General features: G+C 72.7%; 14 protein-coding genes. 5 read left to right on the top strand and 9 right to left on the bottom strand.

Features of this window, described 5'->3' with window-relative positions; translation table 11 throughout:
* Nucleotides 1-7 precede the first annotated feature (7 nt).
* Nucleotides 8-2,119: a bifunctional aldolase/short-chain dehydrogenase gene (locus L107_RS03395; RefSeq protein ID WP_159816458.1), complete on the bottom strand. Its 2,112-nt coding sequence runs from the start codon at nucleotides 2,117-2,119 to the stop codon at nucleotides 8-10.
* 58 nt (nucleotides 2,120-2,177) lie between these two features.
* Here L107_RS03395 and L107_RS03400 point away from each other — a divergent pair, with 58 nt between their 5' ends.
* Nucleotides 2,178-2,654, top strand: a complete 477-nt coding sequence (locus L107_RS03400; protein WP_236550485.1) for a hypothetical protein — start codon at nucleotides 2,178-2,180, stop codon at nucleotides 2,652-2,654.
* 10 nt (nucleotides 2,655-2,664) lie between these two features.
* On the top strand, nucleotides 2,665-3,666 hold the full coding sequence (locus L107_RS03405) for a zinc-binding alcohol dehydrogenase family protein (protein WP_159816459.1): 1,002 nt from the start codon (nucleotides 2,665-2,667) through the stop codon (nucleotides 3,664-3,666).
* Here the strand turns inward: L107_RS03405 and L107_RS03410 are convergent.
* The 4 genes from L107_RS03410 to L107_RS03425 are packed head-to-tail and all read right to left on the bottom strand — an operon-like array spanning nucleotide 3,663 to nucleotide 7,021.
* The gene (locus L107_RS03410; protein WP_159816460.1) at nucleotides 3,663-4,649 is read right to left on the bottom strand and encodes a class I SAM-dependent methyltransferase; all 987 of its coding nucleotides are present in this window, start codon (nucleotides 4,647-4,649) and stop codon (nucleotides 3,663-3,665) included. The genes L107_RS03405 and L107_RS03410 overlap by 4 nt on opposite strands.
* Before the next feature lie 21 nt (nucleotides 4,650-4,670).
* Nucleotides 4,671-5,804 carry a YeeE/YedE thiosulfate transporter family protein gene (locus L107_RS03415; protein WP_159816461.1) on the bottom strand — a complete coding sequence of 378 codons (1,134 nt, stop codon included), beginning with the start codon at nucleotides 5,802-5,804 and terminating at the stop codon, nucleotides 4,671-4,673.
* Nucleotides 5,801-5,941, bottom strand: coding sequence for a hypothetical protein (locus L107_RS03420; protein ID WP_159816462.1), 141 nt, complete (start codon nucleotides 5,939-5,941; stop codon nucleotides 5,801-5,803). The genes L107_RS03415 and L107_RS03420 overlap by 4 nt, the downstream gene beginning before the upstream one ends.
* Nucleotides 5,942-5,971: 30 nt before the next feature.
* A complete protein-coding gene (locus tag L107_RS03425) occupies nucleotides 5,972-7,021 on the bottom strand; it encodes a sulfurtransferase (RefSeq protein ID WP_159816463.1) in 1,050 nt (349 codons plus the stop codon).
* 128 nt (nucleotides 7,022-7,149) lie between these two features.
* On the opposite strand from L107_RS03425, the gene L107_RS03430 reads away from it, so the two are divergent.
* Together L107_RS03430 and L107_RS03435 are read left to right on the top strand one after the other, a co-directional pair.
* Entirely contained in the window at nucleotides 7,150-7,578 is a 429-nt protein-coding gene (locus tag L107_RS03430) for a hypothetical protein (protein WP_159816464.1), read from the top strand.
* Nucleotides 7,579-7,601: 23 nt separating this feature from the next.
* Nucleotides 7,602-8,021 (top strand): cytochrome c oxidase assembly factor Coa1 family protein, encoded by a 420-nt coding sequence (locus L107_RS03435; protein ID WP_159816465.1) that lies wholly within the window; start codon nucleotides 7,602-7,604, stop codon nucleotides 8,019-8,021.
* Nucleotide 8,022: 1 nt separating this feature from the next.
* Here L107_RS03435 and mtnA read toward each other — a convergent pair whose 3' ends face one another.
* Nucleotides 8,023-9,123 carry an S-methyl-5-thioribose-1-phosphate isomerase gene (mtnA, locus tag L107_RS03440; RefSeq protein ID WP_159816466.1) on the bottom strand — a complete coding sequence of 367 codons (1,101 nt, stop codon included), beginning with the start codon at nucleotides 9,121-9,123 and terminating at the stop codon, nucleotides 8,023-8,025.
* A gap of 30 nt (nucleotides 9,124-9,153) precedes the next feature.
* Nucleotides 9,154-10,743 (bottom strand): amidase, encoded by a 1,590-nt coding sequence (locus L107_RS16890; RefSeq protein WP_159816467.1) that lies wholly within the window; start codon nucleotides 10,741-10,743, stop codon nucleotides 9,154-9,156.
* Between the two features lie 189 nt (nucleotides 10,744-10,932).
* Here L107_RS16890 and L107_RS03450 point away from each other — a divergent pair, with 189 nt between their 5' ends.
* Entirely contained in the window at nucleotides 10,933-12,561 is a 1,629-nt protein-coding gene (locus L107_RS03450) for a sodium:proton antiporter (RefSeq protein ID WP_236550486.1), read from the top strand.
* Here L107_RS03450 and L107_RS03455 read toward each other — a convergent pair.
* Together L107_RS03455 and L107_RS16895 are read right to left on the bottom strand one after the other, a co-directional pair.
* Nucleotides 12,512-13,228 (bottom strand): TrkA family potassium uptake protein, encoded by a 717-nt coding sequence (locus tag L107_RS03455; protein ID WP_159816468.1) that lies wholly within the window; start codon nucleotides 13,226-13,228, stop codon nucleotides 12,512-12,514. The two genes, L107_RS03450 and L107_RS03455, sit on opposite strands and share 50 nt — an antisense overlap.
* Nucleotides 13,229-13,266: 38 nt before the next feature.
* Nucleotides 13,267-16,092, bottom strand: coding sequence for a cyclic nucleotide-binding domain-containing protein (locus L107_RS16895; protein ID WP_304523533.1), 2,826 nt, complete (start codon nucleotides 16,090-16,092; stop codon nucleotides 13,267-13,269).
* Nucleotides 16,093-16,128 lie beyond the last annotated feature (36 nt).

Below are 16,128 nucleotides of genomic sequence, written 5' to 3' on the forward strand. Positions count from 1 at the left end.
GGCGCGCTCAACGCACCATCGCCGCCACGTTGCCGCCGTCGACGGTGAGCACGGCGCCGGTGGTGCGCTCCATGCGGGCCAGGGCCACGAAGGCGTCGGCCACGTCGCTGGCGCGCACCTCGGCCCCCAGCAGGTTGCCGGCCATGTAGAGCTCCTCGCTCAGGCCACGGGCGGCGGAGCGCGCCTTGATCATGGTGTCGTCGAGCAGGCCGGAGCGGATGCGGTCGGCGTTGATGGCGTTCACCCGCACGGCGGCCTCGCCTTCCTCGAGGGCGTACTGGCGCACCAGGGCCAGCAGGGCCGCCTTGCTGATGCCGTAGGCGCCGAAGTTGGGGCCGGGATTGAGGGCCTGCTTGCTGACGTTGAACAGCAGCTGGCCCCCCAGCACCGGGCGGCCGCCGCCCTCGGGGCGGTCCTGGGCGCGGAACAGCGCCAGGGCGGCCTGGGCGACGTTCTGGTGGGCAAAGAAGTTGAGCTCGAAGCTGGCCCGCAGGTCGGCGTCGGCCAGGGTGGCCATCCGGCCGGTCCAGGCGGCGCCGGCATTGCTCACCACGATGTCGAGACCGCCGAAGTGGGCCGCCACCGCCGCGACGGCGGCCCGCACCGCCGCCGGGTCGGTGACATCACAGGCCGCGGCGAGGGCCCGCTTGCCGCAGGAGGCGGCCACCGCTTCGGCCGCCTCCTGCTCCAGATCGAGCACGGCCACCTCGGCCCCGGCGGCGGCGAAGGCCCGGGCGGTGGCGGCACCGATGGCGCCGGCGCCGCCGGTCACCAGCACCACCTGGCGGGCCAGGGGCTTCTCGGCCGCCTTGCCGAGCTTCGCCTGCTCCAGGCTCCAGTACTCCATGGCGAAAGTGTCGGCCTCATTGACGGGCGCGAAGCGGCCGATGGCCTCGGCCGCCAGCAGGGTCTGGGCCCAGGCCTCGGCGATGTCGGCCACGGTGGCCGCCTCGGCGGCCGACTTGCCGATGCCCACCAGCCCCAGGCCCGGGATCGCCGCCACCCGCGGCAGGGGGTCGAGCGCCTTCTTGACGCCTCCGGCGGCGGCGTTCTGGCGCTGGAAGTAGGCGCGGTACTCGGCGGTATAGGCCTCCAGGGCCTGCTCCAGGGAGCGGCCCCAGGCGGCCAGGGCCGGGCCGTCGCCGCCGGCCGGCAGCGGCGGCAGCACCAGGGGCCGGGCCTTGGTGCGGATGACGTGGTCCGGGGTGGCGACGCCGCGGGTCGCCCAGTCGGCCAGTCGGGCGTCGTCGCTGACGGCGCGGGCCAGGGGCGTGTCGCGCAGCGCCAGGATCCAGTGGGGACGGACGCCGGCGGCGACGGCGGCCCGGCCCAGGGCGCCCCGCAGCACCGGCAGCACCGCCGCCGCAGGGGCCGGGCGCTCCGGCACGGCCACGGCATGGAGCGAGCGCTCGCCCCGGGCCAGGCGCTCCTCGGCCCGCCGCACCAGGTCGATCATCCGGTCGTAGCTCTGCTCGGCCGTCGCCCCGAAGGAGAACAGGCCGTGCTGCAGCAGCACCATGCCCTCCGGTTCGCGGCCGCCGGCCGCCGCGGCCTCCCAGGCCAGGGCCGCCGCCTTGGCCAGGGCGAAACCGGGCATCACATAGGGCACCAGGGCCACCCGATCGCCGTACACCTCACGGCAGACCTCGGCCGCATCGGGCTGGTCGGCCAGAGCCAGCAGGGCGATCGAGTGGGTGTGATCCACAAAGGTGTGGGGCAGGAAGGCGTGCAGCAGCGCCTCCACCGAGGGGTTGGGGGCGGCCGGATCGATCAGGTTCTGGCGCTGGGCCGCCACCATCGCCTCGTCGCTGAGGGAGTCCAGGACCCGAAGGGACTGGAGGGGCTCCAGCCGCACCGCCGGATGGCCGGGCGGCTCGATCGTGCCCAGGTCCCAGCCCGAACCCTTGACGCACAGCACCCGGATCGGCTCACCCAGCAGCCCGTGCACGGTGGTCTTCACCGAGGTGTTGCCGCCACCGTGCAGCACCAGCTCGGGGTCGGCCCCCAGCAGCCGGGCCGAATAGGTGCGCAGGGCCAGGTCTTCGTTCACACCCTGGGCGCCGTAGCGGGCGATCGCTTCGCGGGCGGCGGCATCCGACCAGCGATGTTGCACGGCCATGGGGCGAAACGGGGACTCTGGGGGGAGACTACGGGGAGCGATCCTCCAGGGGCTGCCCGTGTCCATCGACTGCCGCCGCAGGCGCCCGTGCTCCCGCCGCGGGGGCCTGCACCCGTGGGCCGGCCGGGCGCTGCTGCCCCTCCTGCTGGCGATGGGGGCGACAGTGGGGGTCGGGGTGGCGGCCCCCGCCCTGGCCGAGCAGCCGGTGCCCCCCCAGATCCCCCGCGACGGCTGGAAGGACTGCGAGTACAACGACAAGCCCCTGGCCTGCGTGGATGAGCAGATCCCCGGGGGCCTGAAGATCCGCTGGAAGGACGGCCAGTCCATGACCTATCGGGAGGTGTCCACCAAGGGCAAGGACGCCAGCGGCAGCGACCTGCTGCGCGACCGGCTGGGGGGACTCTGGCGCCGGGAGCTGTTCGTGCAGGGCAACATCACCCTCACCAACGAGGCCAACGGCAACCGGATCTTCGTGCCGCTGCGTTTCCCCTGCAAACCGCCCCTGAAGGGGGAGGTGGGCTACTGCCGCTACTGAGCCCGCCGCCATGAGAGCGATCCTCGCCACCCCGGCCCTGGTGGACACGGAGCTGCCGGAGCCCGTCCCCGGCCCCCATGACCTGCTGGTGCGGATCGAGGCGGTGGCGGTGAACCCGATCGACACCAAGCTGCGGGCCGCCGTGGGCGTGGGGGATCCGCCCCGGCAGCTGGGCTGGGACGCGGCCGGAGTGGTGGCGGCGGTGGGGGAGCGGGTGGGCCGCTTCCGGGTGGGGGATGCGGTGATGTTCGCCGGCGATGCGGGACGGGCCGGGTGCAACGCCGAAGCCGTGCTGGTGGACGAGCGCCTGGTGGGACACAAACCGGCCCGGCTCTCCTGGGCCGAGGCGGCCAGCGTGCCGCTGACGGGGCTGACGGCCTGGGAGTCGCTGTTCGAGCGGCTCGGGCTGGATCCCGATGGCGGCGGGGGCGGGAGCGCCAAGGGTCCCAGCCTGCTGATCCTCGGCGGCGCCGGTGGGGTGGGCTCGATCGCCATCCAGCTGGCCCGCCGGGCCGGGGCGGTGGTGATCGCCAGCGCCTCGCGCCCCGAGAGCGCCGCCTGGGTGCGGCAGCTGGGGGCCGACCACGTCGTCGAACACCACCGGCCCCTGGCCCCCCAGCTGGCCGCCCTGGGCTTCGAGACGGTGGATCACATCGCCAACTTCAGCGACACCGACGCCTACTGGGAGGCGATGGCCGAACTGATCGCCCCGCTGGGGTCGATCGTGGCGATCGTGGGCAACCGCCGCCCCCTCGACCTCAACCGGCTCAAGGCCAAGAGCGTGACGTTCGCCTGGGAGTTCATGTTCAGCCGCTCCCAGTTCCAGACCGCCGACATGGGGCGGCAGGGGGAGATCCTTGATCAGCTGGCCGCGCTGTTCGACGCCGGCGCGCTGCGCCCCACCCTGGCCCGCACCCTCAGCCCCATCAACGCCGCCAACCTGGGGATCGCCCACGCCCAGCTGGTCACCGGGAGCACGATCGGCAAGATCGCGCTGGTGGGCTGGGGCTAGGCCAGTCGCGCCACCAGCACCCGGTGGCGCGGGTCGCAGGCCTCCCGGCGCACCTCGCGAAAGCCGGCCTGCTCCAGGGCCCGGGGCAGGTCGAGGCTGAAGTACTCCTCCAGGTAGGGCTCGGTGCTCTTGAGCAGGGTGGCGATCGGCGCCGGCAGGCGCCGGATCACGGCCGAATCGGGGTCCTGATCCACCAGGGCCACCACCCCGCCGGGCCGCAGCAGCCGGGCCGTCTCCCGCAGCACCGCCCGGGTGGCCTCGGCCGGCAGCTCGTGGCAGACGAACTGCAGCGTGACCAGATCGAAACTCGCCGCCGGCAGGCCCGTGGCCTCGGCGGCGGCGTGGTGCCAGCGGCGGATCCTCCCCCCGGGATCGCGGACCCGGGCCACCGCCAGCATCTGGGGGGAGAGATCGAGCCCCTCGACGGCCACATCGGTGCCCTCGCGCCGCTCCAGCCAGTCCTTGAGGGCCAGGGTGCCGACGCCCACCGAGCAGCCGATGTCGAGGGCGCTGTGCACCGGGCCGCTGAGGCTGGGCTCGATCGCCGCGAAGATCGCGTCCCTCAGCCGCCGCTGGGCCTCCTGGGGCTCGAGGGTTTCCCCCGGCCACACCCGCAGGGCCATGGCGTCGGTGGCCTGCTCCGCCTCACCGGCCGCCTGCCAGCAGAGGTTGCCCTCCTGGTAGGCGTGGAACCGGGCCCGGTAGTAAGGCGGCGCCTGGGTGGCCGCCTCGGTGCTGCTGGCCAGCAACGGCCCGGCCTGCCGTACGAGCTCCTCGCGCCGGGCCCGCCAGGCGATGCCGCGGCGCTCGGCGGTGCGGATGATCAGCTGGCGGGCCTGCAGGAACAGCAGCCTCCGCAGGGGCTCGACGGCCAGCAGCCGGTCGATCAGCCAGCCGAGGGGATGGCGCGACGCCACCCAGTTGGGGGGCGGGGCCGGGGAGGCGGGGGTCAGGGCCGGAGCGACGGGCTGGGCCTGGGCCATGGACGGCGGAGTGGCGGCGACTCAGTCTGACGGCGCTGCGGGGCCCGGAGCCGGGCACAGCCGCAGCGAGGCGCCGAAGCCCGCCAGGGCCACCGCCAGCCAGATCCAGCCGTGCAGGCTGAAGCTCATCACCCCGCCCAGGAAGGCGTTGACGTTGCACCCCGACGCCAGCAGGCCGCCGTAGCCCATCAGCAGGCCGCCGAAGCCACGCCGGGCCAGGTCCGGCAGGGGCTCGGAGCGCTCACCGCGCCAGCGGAAGCGGCCCTGGGCAAGGGCGGTGGCGACGGCGCCGTAGAGCAGGCCCAGATCGACGAGCACGGCCTCGTTGAACAGCCAGGCCTCCGGCCCCGTCAGCAGGGCCTGGCCCCGGGGACTGGACCAGAACAGGCTGCCGCCGGGATCCCAGCCCAGGGCCCGGGCGGCGTGGGCGCCGCTGAGGGCCAGGCCCCAGAGCACCCTCCAGGGCTCGGCGGTCACCAGCAGCAGGCCCGTGGCCAGCAGGGCGACGGCGATGGCACCGCCGTAGGGGCCGCGGCCCTCGCCATGCCACGGCACCTGGCCGCTCCAGCGGGTCAGCAGCACCGTGATCAGGGCGATGAACGCGAGCTGGAGGGTCAGGGCGCCCAGCAGGCCGAACCAGTCGAGGCCGACCGGGGACGGCAGGCGCGGCAAAGGCAGGGTCGCCAGCCGGGGGGCATGCAGGCTGCCGAGAAAGGCGCCCACCACAAGGCCTGTCAGGGCGGCCAGCACGCCCACCCCGCCGCGGGAGGTGGCCGCCAGGGTGCCGCAGCCGCAGGCCCGGGCCCGCTCCATGCCGATGCCGAACAGGAAGGCCCCCGCCAGGAACGGCAGGGAGAGGGGCGTCGCCAGCAGCTTCGGCCGCAGGCCCGTGAGGGGCTCGGCGGCGAGCACCAGGGCCATGGCCATCACCAGCAGCGCCGCCAGCAGCAGCTGGGCGAAGACCGGTGCCGCATCCCGCCGCTGCAGCAACCGGCGGTAGCCGGAGGCGAAGCCGAACCGGGAGCGGACCAGGACATGGCCGAGGCCGCAGCCCAGCCCCCAGACCAGGGCCGAGGACGGCTGCCGGATCGCCAGGGCCGCGGCCACCGCCACGGCGGGGGCCACGGCCAGCGCCGGGGGAAGCGGCTGTTTCAACGCTTCTTCGTCCGGGCGGCGGGGGCCGAGCTGTCGCCGCCGGTGTCGCAGGCCAGGGTGGCGGCCGGGGCGAGCAGCAGCAGCGGCAACAGGCTGGCCAGCGCCCAGACGCGGGCGCGGGGGAGGGGTTTGGCCATGGCGGCGGGGAGGGGGAACGGAGGTGGGGGTCAGCGCAGACTCACCTGCTGAGCCGGGCTGCCCTCGGGCCCCACGGCGATCGGCAGGTTGGTGGCGCTGTATTCGGTCCAGGAGCCCTCATAGATCCGCACGTTCGGGTACCTGAGGAGATGCCGGAGAGCAAGGAACTGCAGGCTGGCCTCCCGGCCGGTGCTGCAGGAGACGATGATCGTCTTGTCGGGGGTGATGCCGCGGCTGACGAGGAGGGCCCGGATCTCCTCGAGGGACTTCAGCCTGTGGGGGTTCCGCTTCGCCTCATCGGCGTTGTTCGCTTCGGTGAACGCCTGCCAGGGGATGTTCCGGGCCCCGGGGATATGACCGTTGCGGATGAAGGTCTGGTCGGTGCCCTCGAACTGGGCCTTGGGGCGGGGGTCGATGATCACCACGTCCCTGCGGCCGATCAGGGGCTTCAGCTCATCGAGCGTGATGGCCAGTCCCTGGACCGTGGTGGGACGGAAGCTGGCGGCCTGGAAGCTGGGGAAGGCCTTGGTGGTGCTCTGGCCGGCCGCCTTGTAGCCGCTGAGGCCACCATCGACGATCGCCACCTGGCGCACGCCGCTCTTCTCGAGGATGTAGGAGACCAGAGCGGTGCCGAGCACGTCGTTGCCGTCGGAATAGACCAGCACCGAATCCCGGTTGGAGATGCCCGCCTGGCTCAGCAGGCCGGCCAGCTTGGTGGGAGTCCAGATCTGGAAGGGCAGACGGCCGTTGGGGCCGCGGAAGGCCTGCTCGGAGAGATGCACGGCCCCGGGGATGTGGCCGCCGACGTAGGAGAGCGGCGGCACCGGGCGGACGTCGAGCACCTTCCAGCGGCCCGAACGGGCGGCGGCGGCGGCCTCTTCAGGGGAGAGCACCTGGAGGGTGGTGCCGCCGGCGGCCAGGGTGGTCACACCGGCGCTGGCCTGGGCGGGGGCGGCGGCCAGGGCCCGGGTGATCGGCGCCTCAGCGAAGGCGAAGCCGGTGGCCACCAGGGTGGTGGCGGCACCGGCCGCCACCGAGAGGAACAGGCGCCGGCTGGGGCGGGAGATCCGGGAGAGCATTGAACGGAATGACGACCGATGTACCGATGTTTAGGCGACGGCGGGTCCGGGCCTCTGTGTGTTGAACCACAGGGGGGTGTGCCTTCGGAATCGGGGTACGGTTGCCCTGCTGCCGCGATCAACAGGCCATGCCCTGGCGCCCCCGTCTGCTGGCCCTCTCCACCTCCCTGATGGTGGGAGCCGGCGCCCTGGTGGGCGGGGCCGCCCTGGCCACCCCTGCCGGATCGCTGCTCAAGGGCCTGGCCCTGCCGCTGCCCAAGCCGGCCGCCAGCCTGTTCGCCGCCAATGCCATCGGCCAGACCAGCCTCAACACCCAGCTGCCCGGCAAGCCGGACGAGCTGCTCGCCAAGGTGAAGGCGTCGCTCGCCAAGCAGGGCTACAGCGAGCGCACGGTCAACACCGTGGTCGGCCCCTGGGGCTTCAACCTGGTGCTGGATCCCCCCTCGGGCACCAAGGTGGACGGCACCGCCGCAGGCAAGGCCGCCGCCCTAGTGCTGCAGGCCACCGCCATCGGCCCCAACCAGCTCAACCTCAACGTCCGCTTCGAAGGGCTCTGAGGGTCGACGAGCAGACTCCCCCCATGGACAGCCGACCGGCCCCCAGCTGGTGGGGCCGTCACTGGAAGTGGCTGGTACCGGCCGGCTGCCTCACCGGCCTGGCCGGCGTGGCCGCCTTCATCGCCCTGATCGTCAGCCTCGTGTTCGGGCTGCTCAAGTCGACCACGCCCTACAGGGAGGCCCTGGCCCGGGCCCAGCGGGATCCGGTGGTGATCGGCCGTCTGGGCACGCCGATCCAGGGGGGCTTCCTCGTCTCCGGCAACGTCAGCCTCTCGGGTGGCACGGGCGAGGCCCGGCTGGCCATTCCCCTGCAGGGATCCCGGGGCAGCAGCACCCTCTACGTGGAGGCCCGCAAGAGGGCCGGCCGCTGGACCTACTCCACCCTGACGGTGCGGCCGGATGGCCCCGGCGAACCCATCAGCCTGCTGCGGCCCTCGCTGTGAATCAAGCGGCGGCGTAGAGGGCCTGCAGGCCCGCCTCGCTGGCCGGCGCCACGCCCCGCTCGGTGATCAGGGCCGTCACCAGCCGGGCGGGGGTGACGTCGAAGGCCGGGTTGAAGCCGTCGCTGCCGTCGGGCACCAGCTGCACGCTGGTGGGCTCCCCGGCCGCGGGCTTGCCGGCGATGCGGGTCACCTCCAGGGGGGAGCGGGCCTCGATCGGAATCTCCTTCACCCCATCGCCGATCGTCCAGTCGATGGTGGAGGCGGGCAGGGCCACGTAGAAGGGCACGCCGTTGTCGTGGGCGGCGAGGGCCTTGAGGTAGGTGCCGATCTTGTTGCAGACATCGCCGCTGCGGGTGGTGCGGTCGGTGCCGACGATCACCGCATCCACCTGGCCGTGCTGCATCAGGTGGCCGCCGGCGTTGTCGACGATCACGGTGTGGGGCACCCCTTCGCGGCCCAGCTCGAAGGCCGTCAGGCTGGCCCCCTGGTTGCGGGGGCGGGTCTCATCGACCCACACGTGGATCGCCAGGCCGGAGCGGTGCGCCTTGTAGATCGGCGCCAGGGCCGTGCCCCAGTCCACCGTCGCCAGCCAGCCGGCGTTGCAGTGGGTGAGCACGTTCAGGGGCTGGCCGCGGCGCTCCTCGGGGCGCGCGGCGGCGATCTCCTGGAGGAGGCGCAGGCCGTGGTCGCCGATGGCCTCGCACATGGCCACGTCCTCCTCGGCGATGGCGGCCGCCTCGGCCTTGGCCGCCTCGGCGCGCTGCTCCGCCGCCAGGGGCAACACCTTGGCCCGCACCCGCTCCAGGGCCCAGCGCAGGTTGATGGCGGTGGGGCGGGTGGCATCAAGGCGTTCGAAGGCCGCGGCCAGGGAGGCGTCGGAGGGGTCGGCCTGCAGGGCCAGCATCAGGCCGTAGGCCCCGGTGACGCCGATCAGGGGAGCCCCCCGCACCACCATGGTGACGATCGCCTCGGCCGCCTCCTCGACGCTGGAGAGCGAGCGGGTGACGAAGCGGTGCGGCAGCAGGGTCTGGTCGATGACGCCCACCGAGCGTCCGCCCGCCTCCAGCCAGATGGTGCGCCAGGGCCTGCCGTCGATGTTCATCGGGAAGAAGGGGTCATGGGGACCCGGGGGTCACGGGGACGCAGGGGGCGCCGGCAACGATTTTCCGCCATCACCGGGCCGGCGCAGCAGCTCCTCGGTGAGGGCCCGGAAGCGGGCGGGCGCGAGATCCCCGAGGGCCTCACCGCGGCGGCTCTTCCAGGCGTTCCAGCCCAGCAGCGGCACCAGCCGGTTGTGGCCGGCCAGATCCAGGGGGGACGCCAGGGGCGCCACCGGTCGGGGGGGCGGCAGGGGCCCGCGGCGGGCCTCCAGCGCCGCGGCGATGGCGATCAGGTCCTCGTCCCGGCCGCCGGCGCCGAGGATCTCCAGGCCCACGGGCAGGCCGCGGCCATCGACACCCACCGGCAGCGCCACCGCCGGCAGGCCGCTGGTGCTGCTCACCATGCAGGTGATGGCGGGGGAGGTCTCGCGCTGGGCGCCGCCGCGACGGTCGCTCAGCAGCAGCAGAGCATCGAGGCGCCCGGCCACCAGGGCCTGCTCCAGCCGCCGGCGGTTGGCGTCCATCCGCCGGCGCGCCCGCGCCTCCGCCGCCGGATCGCTGGCCATCAGGTCGCGGCATTCGGCCGGGGTCCACTCCGGCGGCAGGCGGCCGGAGCCGCAGATGTCGTCCCAGCTGCGCCGGCTGCCGGGGTAGCGGGCCAGCTGGGCATCAATGCGGCGCCCCGAGCCCTTGACGAAGTCCGCACCCAGCCGGGTGTAGAGCCCCGGCACCACCAGCGCCTCGACCACCTCCGCCCCGGCCGCCCGCAGCAGCGCCACGGCCTGCCGCAGGGCCCCCGCCGCCGCTGCGGTGGTGGGGGCCAGGTCCTGGTCGCCGGCCCGGGCCAGCACCGCCAGGCGCCGGCCGCGCAGGTCCGGCGGGGCCACCGCCTGCTCGGAGCGCCAGGTGGGATCGAGCACCGCCAGGCCCCGGGCCAGCAGGTCCAGGTCGCGGGCGATCAGCCCCGGGGTGCCGTTGACGAAACCCAGCGGCAGCAGGCCGGCGCTGGAGACGCGCCCCTGGGTGGGCCGCAGGGTCACGGCGCCGTTGTAGACGGCCGGCAGGCGCAGGGAGCCGCAGTTGTCGCTGCCCAGGGCCAGGGGCACGAACCCCGCCGCCACCGCCACGGCGGAACCGGAGGAGGAGCCACCGGGGCTGAGCCAGGGGTCGTAGGCGTTGCCCACCCGGCCCGCCGCCCCAGACAGCCCGCGGATGCCGAAGGCGAACTCGTCCATGGTGGTGGTGCCGACCACGATCGCCCCGGCGGCCCGCAGCTGGGCCACCGCCTCGGCATCGGCGGCGGGCTGGTTGCCCAGCAGGGCCAGGGATCCGGCCGCCATGGGCTGGTCGGCGGTGGCGAAGTTGTCCTTCACCGCCAGCGGCAGGCAGTGGAGGGGGCCGGCGGGGGCGCCCGCCGCCCGGGCGCGATCGAGGGCGGCGGCCTGCTCGAGGGCGTAAGGGTTGAGCTGCTGGAAGGCGTTGAGGGGCGGCCCGGAGCCGGTGGCCAGGTTGCGGCCCAGGATCTCCCGCTGCACCGCGGCGATCCGGGCCACGCAGGATGGCGCCCCCTCCCCCGCCGCCGCCGGACCCGCCGGGGCGGCTGCCCATGCAGGGGAGAGCACCGCCGTCAGGGCGATGGCACACCCGATACCGCCCGCAGCGATCCCCCTGGGCAAGAGCCTGCCGCCCCCAGCGCCTGCCCAGCATCGCAACGACCCGCCCGCCCTGGCCAGGGCGGCCCAGGGTGGCCACCTGAGCCAATAATGGGGCTCCGCGATCGAACCGAGCGGACCGAAGACCCCAACCCCGCGGTGGCCGACTTGAACGAGATGGGGCTGGCCATGGCGACGGTGGCGGGCGGCGGCGCCACCGCCGGACCGACGGCCGGTGGCCTCCCCGAACTGGTGAGCCTGTCGATCGTGCTGCTGCTGCTGGCGACGGCGGTGGCCCTGATCGCCCAGCGGCTGCGGCTGCCCTACGTGACCGGCCTGGTGCTGGCGGGCCTGCCGTTCACCGAGGTGTTCTCGCGGCGGATCGGGCTCGATCCCTCGCTGGTGCTCAATCTCTTCCTGCCGATCCTGATCTTCGAGGCGGCGATCAACACCGACATCAGCCGGCTGCGCAGCACCTTCAAGCCGATCGCGCTGCTGGCGGGGCCGGGCTCCCTGGTCGCCTCGGGGGTGATCGCGCTGCTGGTGCATCTGGTGCTGGGGCTCCCCTGGATCCCTGCCCTGCTGGTGGGGGTGATCCTGGCCAACACCGACACGGTGTCGATGATCGCGGTCTTCAAGGAGATCCGGGTGCCCGCGCGGCTGACGACGATCGTGGAGGGCGAGACCCTGTTCAACGATGCGGCCGCCCTGGTCAGCTTCAACCTGCTGCTGCTGATCCATGCCTCGGGCTCGATCACGGTGGCGCAGGGGCTGCGGGAGATGGTGGTGGTGGCGGTGGGAGGGGTGCTGGTGGGCGGCGTCCTGGGCTACCTCTGCCTGCCGGTGTTCCTGCGGCTCCACGATCCCCTCAGCTCGCTGCTGCTCACGGTGCCCCTGGCCCTGGGGACGTTTCAGTTCGGCCAGTTTCTGGGGGTCTCCGGTGCGGTGGCGGTGGTGATCGCCGGGCTCGTCTTCGGCAACCAGGGCCTGCCACGCAGCGACACGGCCACCGACCGGCTCACCGTGCTGAATTTCTGGGAGTACGCCGGATTCATCGTCAACACCTTCCTGTTCCTGCTGATCGGCCTCGAGATCAACCCCCTGACCCTGTGGACGTCGCTGCCGGCGATCGCCCTGGTGGTGCTGGCCTACCAGCTGGCGCGGGTGCTCACGGTGTACGGGCTGCTGGCGCTGCTGCGCCGCTTCGACCGACCGATCCCCCTGCGCTGGCAGCACGTGCTGGTGTTCGGCAACATCAAAGGCTCGCTCTCGATGGCGATGGCGGTGGCGATTCCCCTGTCGCTGGCCGGCAGGAGCGGCATCATCGAGCTGGTGTTCGGCGCGGTGCTGTTCTCCCTGGTGATCCAGGCGCTGGCGCTGCCCTGGCTGATCGGGCGCCTGAACATCGCCCAGGTGTCACCGGTCGGCGCCGAAATCGGCAGGCTCCAGATCCAGCTGATCGCCTCCAAGGCGGCCCAGGAGGAACTCGACCGGCTGCTGAAGTCCGGGGTGCTGCCGAAGACCGCCTACGAGGAACTCTGGGCCTCCTACCAGGCCCGGGTGGCGGCGTCCGAACGGGTGCTGCGGGAGGCCTACAGCGAGGGGCGCTCCGGCCCTGATCAGCCCGGGGGCCGACCGCTGGAGGCGATCCGCAGACGCCTGCTCCTGGCCGAGAAGGGGGCCCTGATCGAGGCGCTGCGCAAGCGCATCGTGCCGGACGATCTCGTGCAGCCCTTCGTCAGAGATTTGGATGAGAAACTTTTAGCGCTGGACGACGACGAGCGCTGAGACCGAGATAGTCGATCAGCGGGTGCACGAACTCCGGCCTGGTGACCACCAGGATCGTGGAACCGGCCTGGAGCACGGTGTTGCCGTTGGGGATCTCGACGCTGGCCTCGGGATTGATCTGATAGCCGATGATCAGGGAGCCGCTCGGGAAGCGGGGATCCTGGGCGATCGCGGCGACGCTGCGGCCGGCCACGGAACAATCGGCGGGGACCGGCAGCTTGAGCACCTTCACCTGGCCCTGCTCGAAGTGCATCATCGATTCCACATCGGGATATTCGATCGCATTCGCCATCGTCGCCACCGCCAGATCGATGGTGCTGATGATGTGACTGGCTCCCGCGAGGCGGTAGGCCTGGAGGAACTCGCGATCGCGCATGCGCACCACGATGTGGGAACTGCCGTAGCTGCGCGACAGGGTGATCAGGGCCAGGTTGAGGGCATCGTCCCGCAGGGCGGCCACCACCGCATCCGCCTTGCGGATGCCGGCCTCGATCAGCACGGTGGAGCTGACGGCGCTGCCCTCGAAGGCCATCACGCCGATCTTCTCGCGGGCGAAGCCGCAGGCCAGCGGATCGATGTCGATGATCGCGACGGTGTGGCCGAGCTGAAGGAGCTGGCTGGCCAGGCCCAGCCCCATCATTCCCGCCCCGCCGATCAGCACGTACATGGGCGCAAGGGTACCAACGGCGCCGGGGGACTCCGGACTCAGGAGACCCCCGCCCGCATCAGCCGCTGCAGCTGGCCGCTCTCCAGTTCCAGCACCCGGCGGGCGAAATCGGGATCGCGCTCCAGCACCGCATCGAAGGAATCCACCGGCACGGCCAGCAGGCGGGTGCCGTCGGCCTCGGCCACGATCGTGCTCTCCGAGGCGCTGTGGGTGAGCACCTGGAGTTCGTCCAGCACCCGGCCGGGCTGGAGATCCTTCACCCAGGTGCGCTCCCCGTCCCGGTGATGGACCCGGGCGATGCCCTCGATCAGCAGCAGCAGCTCCCGGCAGGTGTCGCCCGCCTCGGTGATCAGCTCGCCCTTGGCGAAGGCGCGCACATCGGCCTGGGCCGCCAGGGCATCGAGGGTGTCGGCGTCGCTGCGGCGGAAGAAATCGCTGGTGGCCAGGAACACCCGCTTCTCCAGCTCCGGGAAACCGCGCAGCTCCGGGTGGCCGTCGAGGGCCTCCACCGCCCGGGCGGTCTGGAGCAGCAGGGGCGGGGCCCCGGGCACGGCCAGTTCGGCCGCCATCGACCGGGCCCGGCCGCCATCGAGGCAGGCCGTCAGGAACAGGGCGGCGGAGGCGAGGGTGGGGCTGGCATCGGCGGCCAGGGTGGCCAGGAAGCCAAGGGTCTCCTCCACGGGCACCTCCAGGGAACAGGAGGGGGCCTCCCCGCCGGGGTGGGCCAGGGTGCCGGCGACGGCCGCCGGCAGGCGGCGATCCCAACCCTCCCGGTGCAGCAGTTCCGGCAGCTCCAGGGGGGCGATGGCCTGGAGGCGCTGCACCAGGGCCGGCACCGCCGGATCCTCCTGGAGGGTGGCCAGGCCATCGAGGATCGCCCGCAGCGTCAACTCCTTGCGCAGCTGCAGCCGGTCGTCGAGCAGGGCCAGCACGGCGGACTGGTGGCGCAGGGCGCTCTGGTGCAGGGCCCGGTAGCCGTCGGTGAGGGCGGGCAGTCGCTCCAGCAGCCGCTCCACCTTGTGGGTCGCCGCCGCGGCGGGGGAGAGGTCATCGAGCACCTGCTCCTCCTCGCGCGAAGAGATGCCGTACTCGCGCCGCAGGGCCTGCAGGGCGGCGCCGTCGGGGCCGACTGCCACCGGGCCGCTGCCGAGGCGCTGCACCAGCATCAGCCGCTCCAGGGACTTGCGGTAGCCGCTGAGGCGGATCTGGTCCTCCAGGCTGCGGCGGCTGTCGGGATCGAGCAGGCCGGGATCCTCCACGCCGAGTTCATCGAGCACCTGGCGGTGCTCGCCGTCGCTGATGCCGAGAGACAGGCGCATCTGCTTGAGCACCTCCAGGCTGCTGGCGGCGTTGACGAAACCCTCCTCCAGGGCTTCGCGCACCACGCCCTTGTAGGCCTCGAGCCGCTTCTGGCCGGTGAAGCCCGGCAGCACCTTGGCCAGCACGTACACCTCCTCGGTGCCCAGGTCGGCCAGGGAGCGGCCGTCGAGGTAGCGGCCCACATCGAGATCCATGCGGGTGAGCTGCTTGCGGAAGCGCTCGGCCAGGTTCTCGCGGCCGTAGAGATCGGGGGAGCGGTTCCAGGCCCGGTAGAGCCAGAGGGTGCTGACCGCCACCAGGGTCACGTCGAAGAGGTACTGGAGCCAGGCCGGCGCCAGCAGCAGCAGCGGCCGGCCGGCGAACAGGAAGAAGAAGTTGAACACCAGGAAAGTGGCCACCACGAACACCCGGTGGCGGATCCGCTCGCGGTCGGGCTCGACGCCGCGGCGCCGCTCCCGGGTCCGCAGGGCCGATTCGATCGCCCGGCCGGCGAGGGTTCCCAGCCAGGTGCACAGCCCCAGGAACAGGGGCACCGCCACCAGCTTGGGCACATCGATCGGCTGGCCGAACAGGAAGAATCCTGGACGCAGCAGCTGGGCCAGCTGGTCCTCCTGGCGCAGCCAGACGCCGGAGAAGTAGTACTCCCAGTTGCCGGCGTAGACGTAGTAATAGACGAAGTAACCGAACACCAGACCCACGTAGCCGTAGCGCTCGAAGGCGAAGGCGGGGCTGGGCAGACGGGCCCAGTAGAGGCGCTCGGCGTCGATGTCGATGCAGGGCTGCTGGCAGGCCACGCAGGCGCTCTGCTCGCTGCCGTCGGGCTGGACGGTGCGGCACATCGACTGGGTGATCGGCGTGCTGGCCATGTGGGCCTTGCTGCCCAGCAGGCCCGTGGGGGTGGAGAAGACGCTCTGCACCGGTGCCATCGGGCAGAAGTACTGGCACCAGCTCTTGCCGCCGTAGAGCCAGCCCACGGCGATGGCACAGACGATGGTGAAGGCCAGCCAGGCGAACAGCACCAGGCGGTCGGCGTTGAAGAAGAGGATGCGGCCGCAGAGGCCCACGAACAGCCAGCCGAACTGCAGCCGGGAGTAGTGCTTGCCGAGCCAGGAATCGGCCGGCACCTTGGCCAGCTGCAGGCGTTTCTCGCCGGTTTTGGGGTTCACCCGGGCGATCTGGCGCTGCAGCCCCAGGGCCCGGGGGATCTGGGAGAGGAACGAGAGCGGGCAGATGCGCCGCCACAGCTCATGGCCGAACACCAGCAGGATGAAGATCCCCGAGGGCACCACCAGACCCCAGAACAGGGTGGTGCCCAGGGGATAGGGGGTCTCGATCAGGCAGGTGCCCTGCACCGTCACGCAGGCCTCCGGCAGCCGCAGGGGACTCCAGGGGTGGTCGGGCGCGGTGAACCGGGGCGTGAACGGGTCGTAGAGCAGCGAGAGGATGATCAGGATCCAGCCGGTGGTGAGCGCCCAGCGCACCAGATGCATCCGCCGTTCCGTCACTGCTGACTCGCGCCGCCGCGCCGAAGTGGCGCTGACCATAGCGATGGCCTCCGAAAGCTGACGGGGTGGCAGTGC

Source organism: Cyanobium sp. Copco_Reservoir_LC18, assembly GCF_009834675.1.
Taxonomy (GTDB): domain Bacteria; phylum Cyanobacteriota; class Cyanobacteriia; order PCC-6307; family Cyanobiaceae; genus Cyanobium; species Cyanobium minutissimum.

What these genes read in the sequence shown, in the direction of transcription:
- L107_RS03395 (WP_159816458.1), bottom strand. Translation starts at nt 2,119, where the DNA reads ATGGCCGTGCAACATCGCTGGTCGGATGCCGCCGCCCGCGAAGCGATC.
- L107_RS03405 (WP_159816459.1), top strand. Translation starts at nt 2,665, where the DNA reads ATGAGAGCGATCCTCGCCACCCCGGCCCTGGTGGACACGGAGCTGCCG.
- L107_RS03410 (WP_159816460.1), bottom strand. Translation starts at nt 4,649, where the DNA reads ATGGCCCAGGCCCAGCCCGTCGCTCCGGCCCTGACCCCCGCCTCCCCG.
- L107_RS03420 (WP_159816462.1), bottom strand. Translation starts at nt 5,941, where the DNA reads ATGGCCAAACCCCTCCCCCGCGCCCGCGTCTGGGCGCTGGCCAGCCTG.
- L107_RS03425 (WP_159816463.1), bottom strand. Translation starts at nt 7,021, where the DNA reads ATGCTCTCCCGGATCTCCCGCCCCAGCCGGCGCCTGTTCCTCTCGGTG.
- L107_RS03430 (WP_159816464.1), top strand. Translation starts at nt 7,150, where the DNA reads ATGCCCTGGCGCCCCCGTCTGCTGGCCCTCTCCACCTCCCTGATGGTG.
- L107_RS03435 (WP_159816465.1), top strand. Translation starts at nt 7,602, where the DNA reads ATGGACAGCCGACCGGCCCCCAGCTGGTGGGGCCGTCACTGGAAGTGG.
- mtnA (WP_159816466.1), bottom strand. Translation starts at nt 9,123, where the DNA reads ATGAACATCGACGGCAGGCCCTGGCGCACCATCTGGCTGGAGGCGGGC.
- L107_RS03455 (WP_159816468.1), bottom strand. Translation starts at nt 13,228, where the DNA reads ATGTACGTGCTGATCGGCGGGGCGGGAATGATGGGGCTGGGCCTGGCC.
- L107_RS16895 (WP_304523533.1), bottom strand. Translation starts at nt 16,092, where the DNA reads ATGGTCAGCGCCACTTCGGCGCGGCGGCGCGAGTCAGCAGTGACGGAA.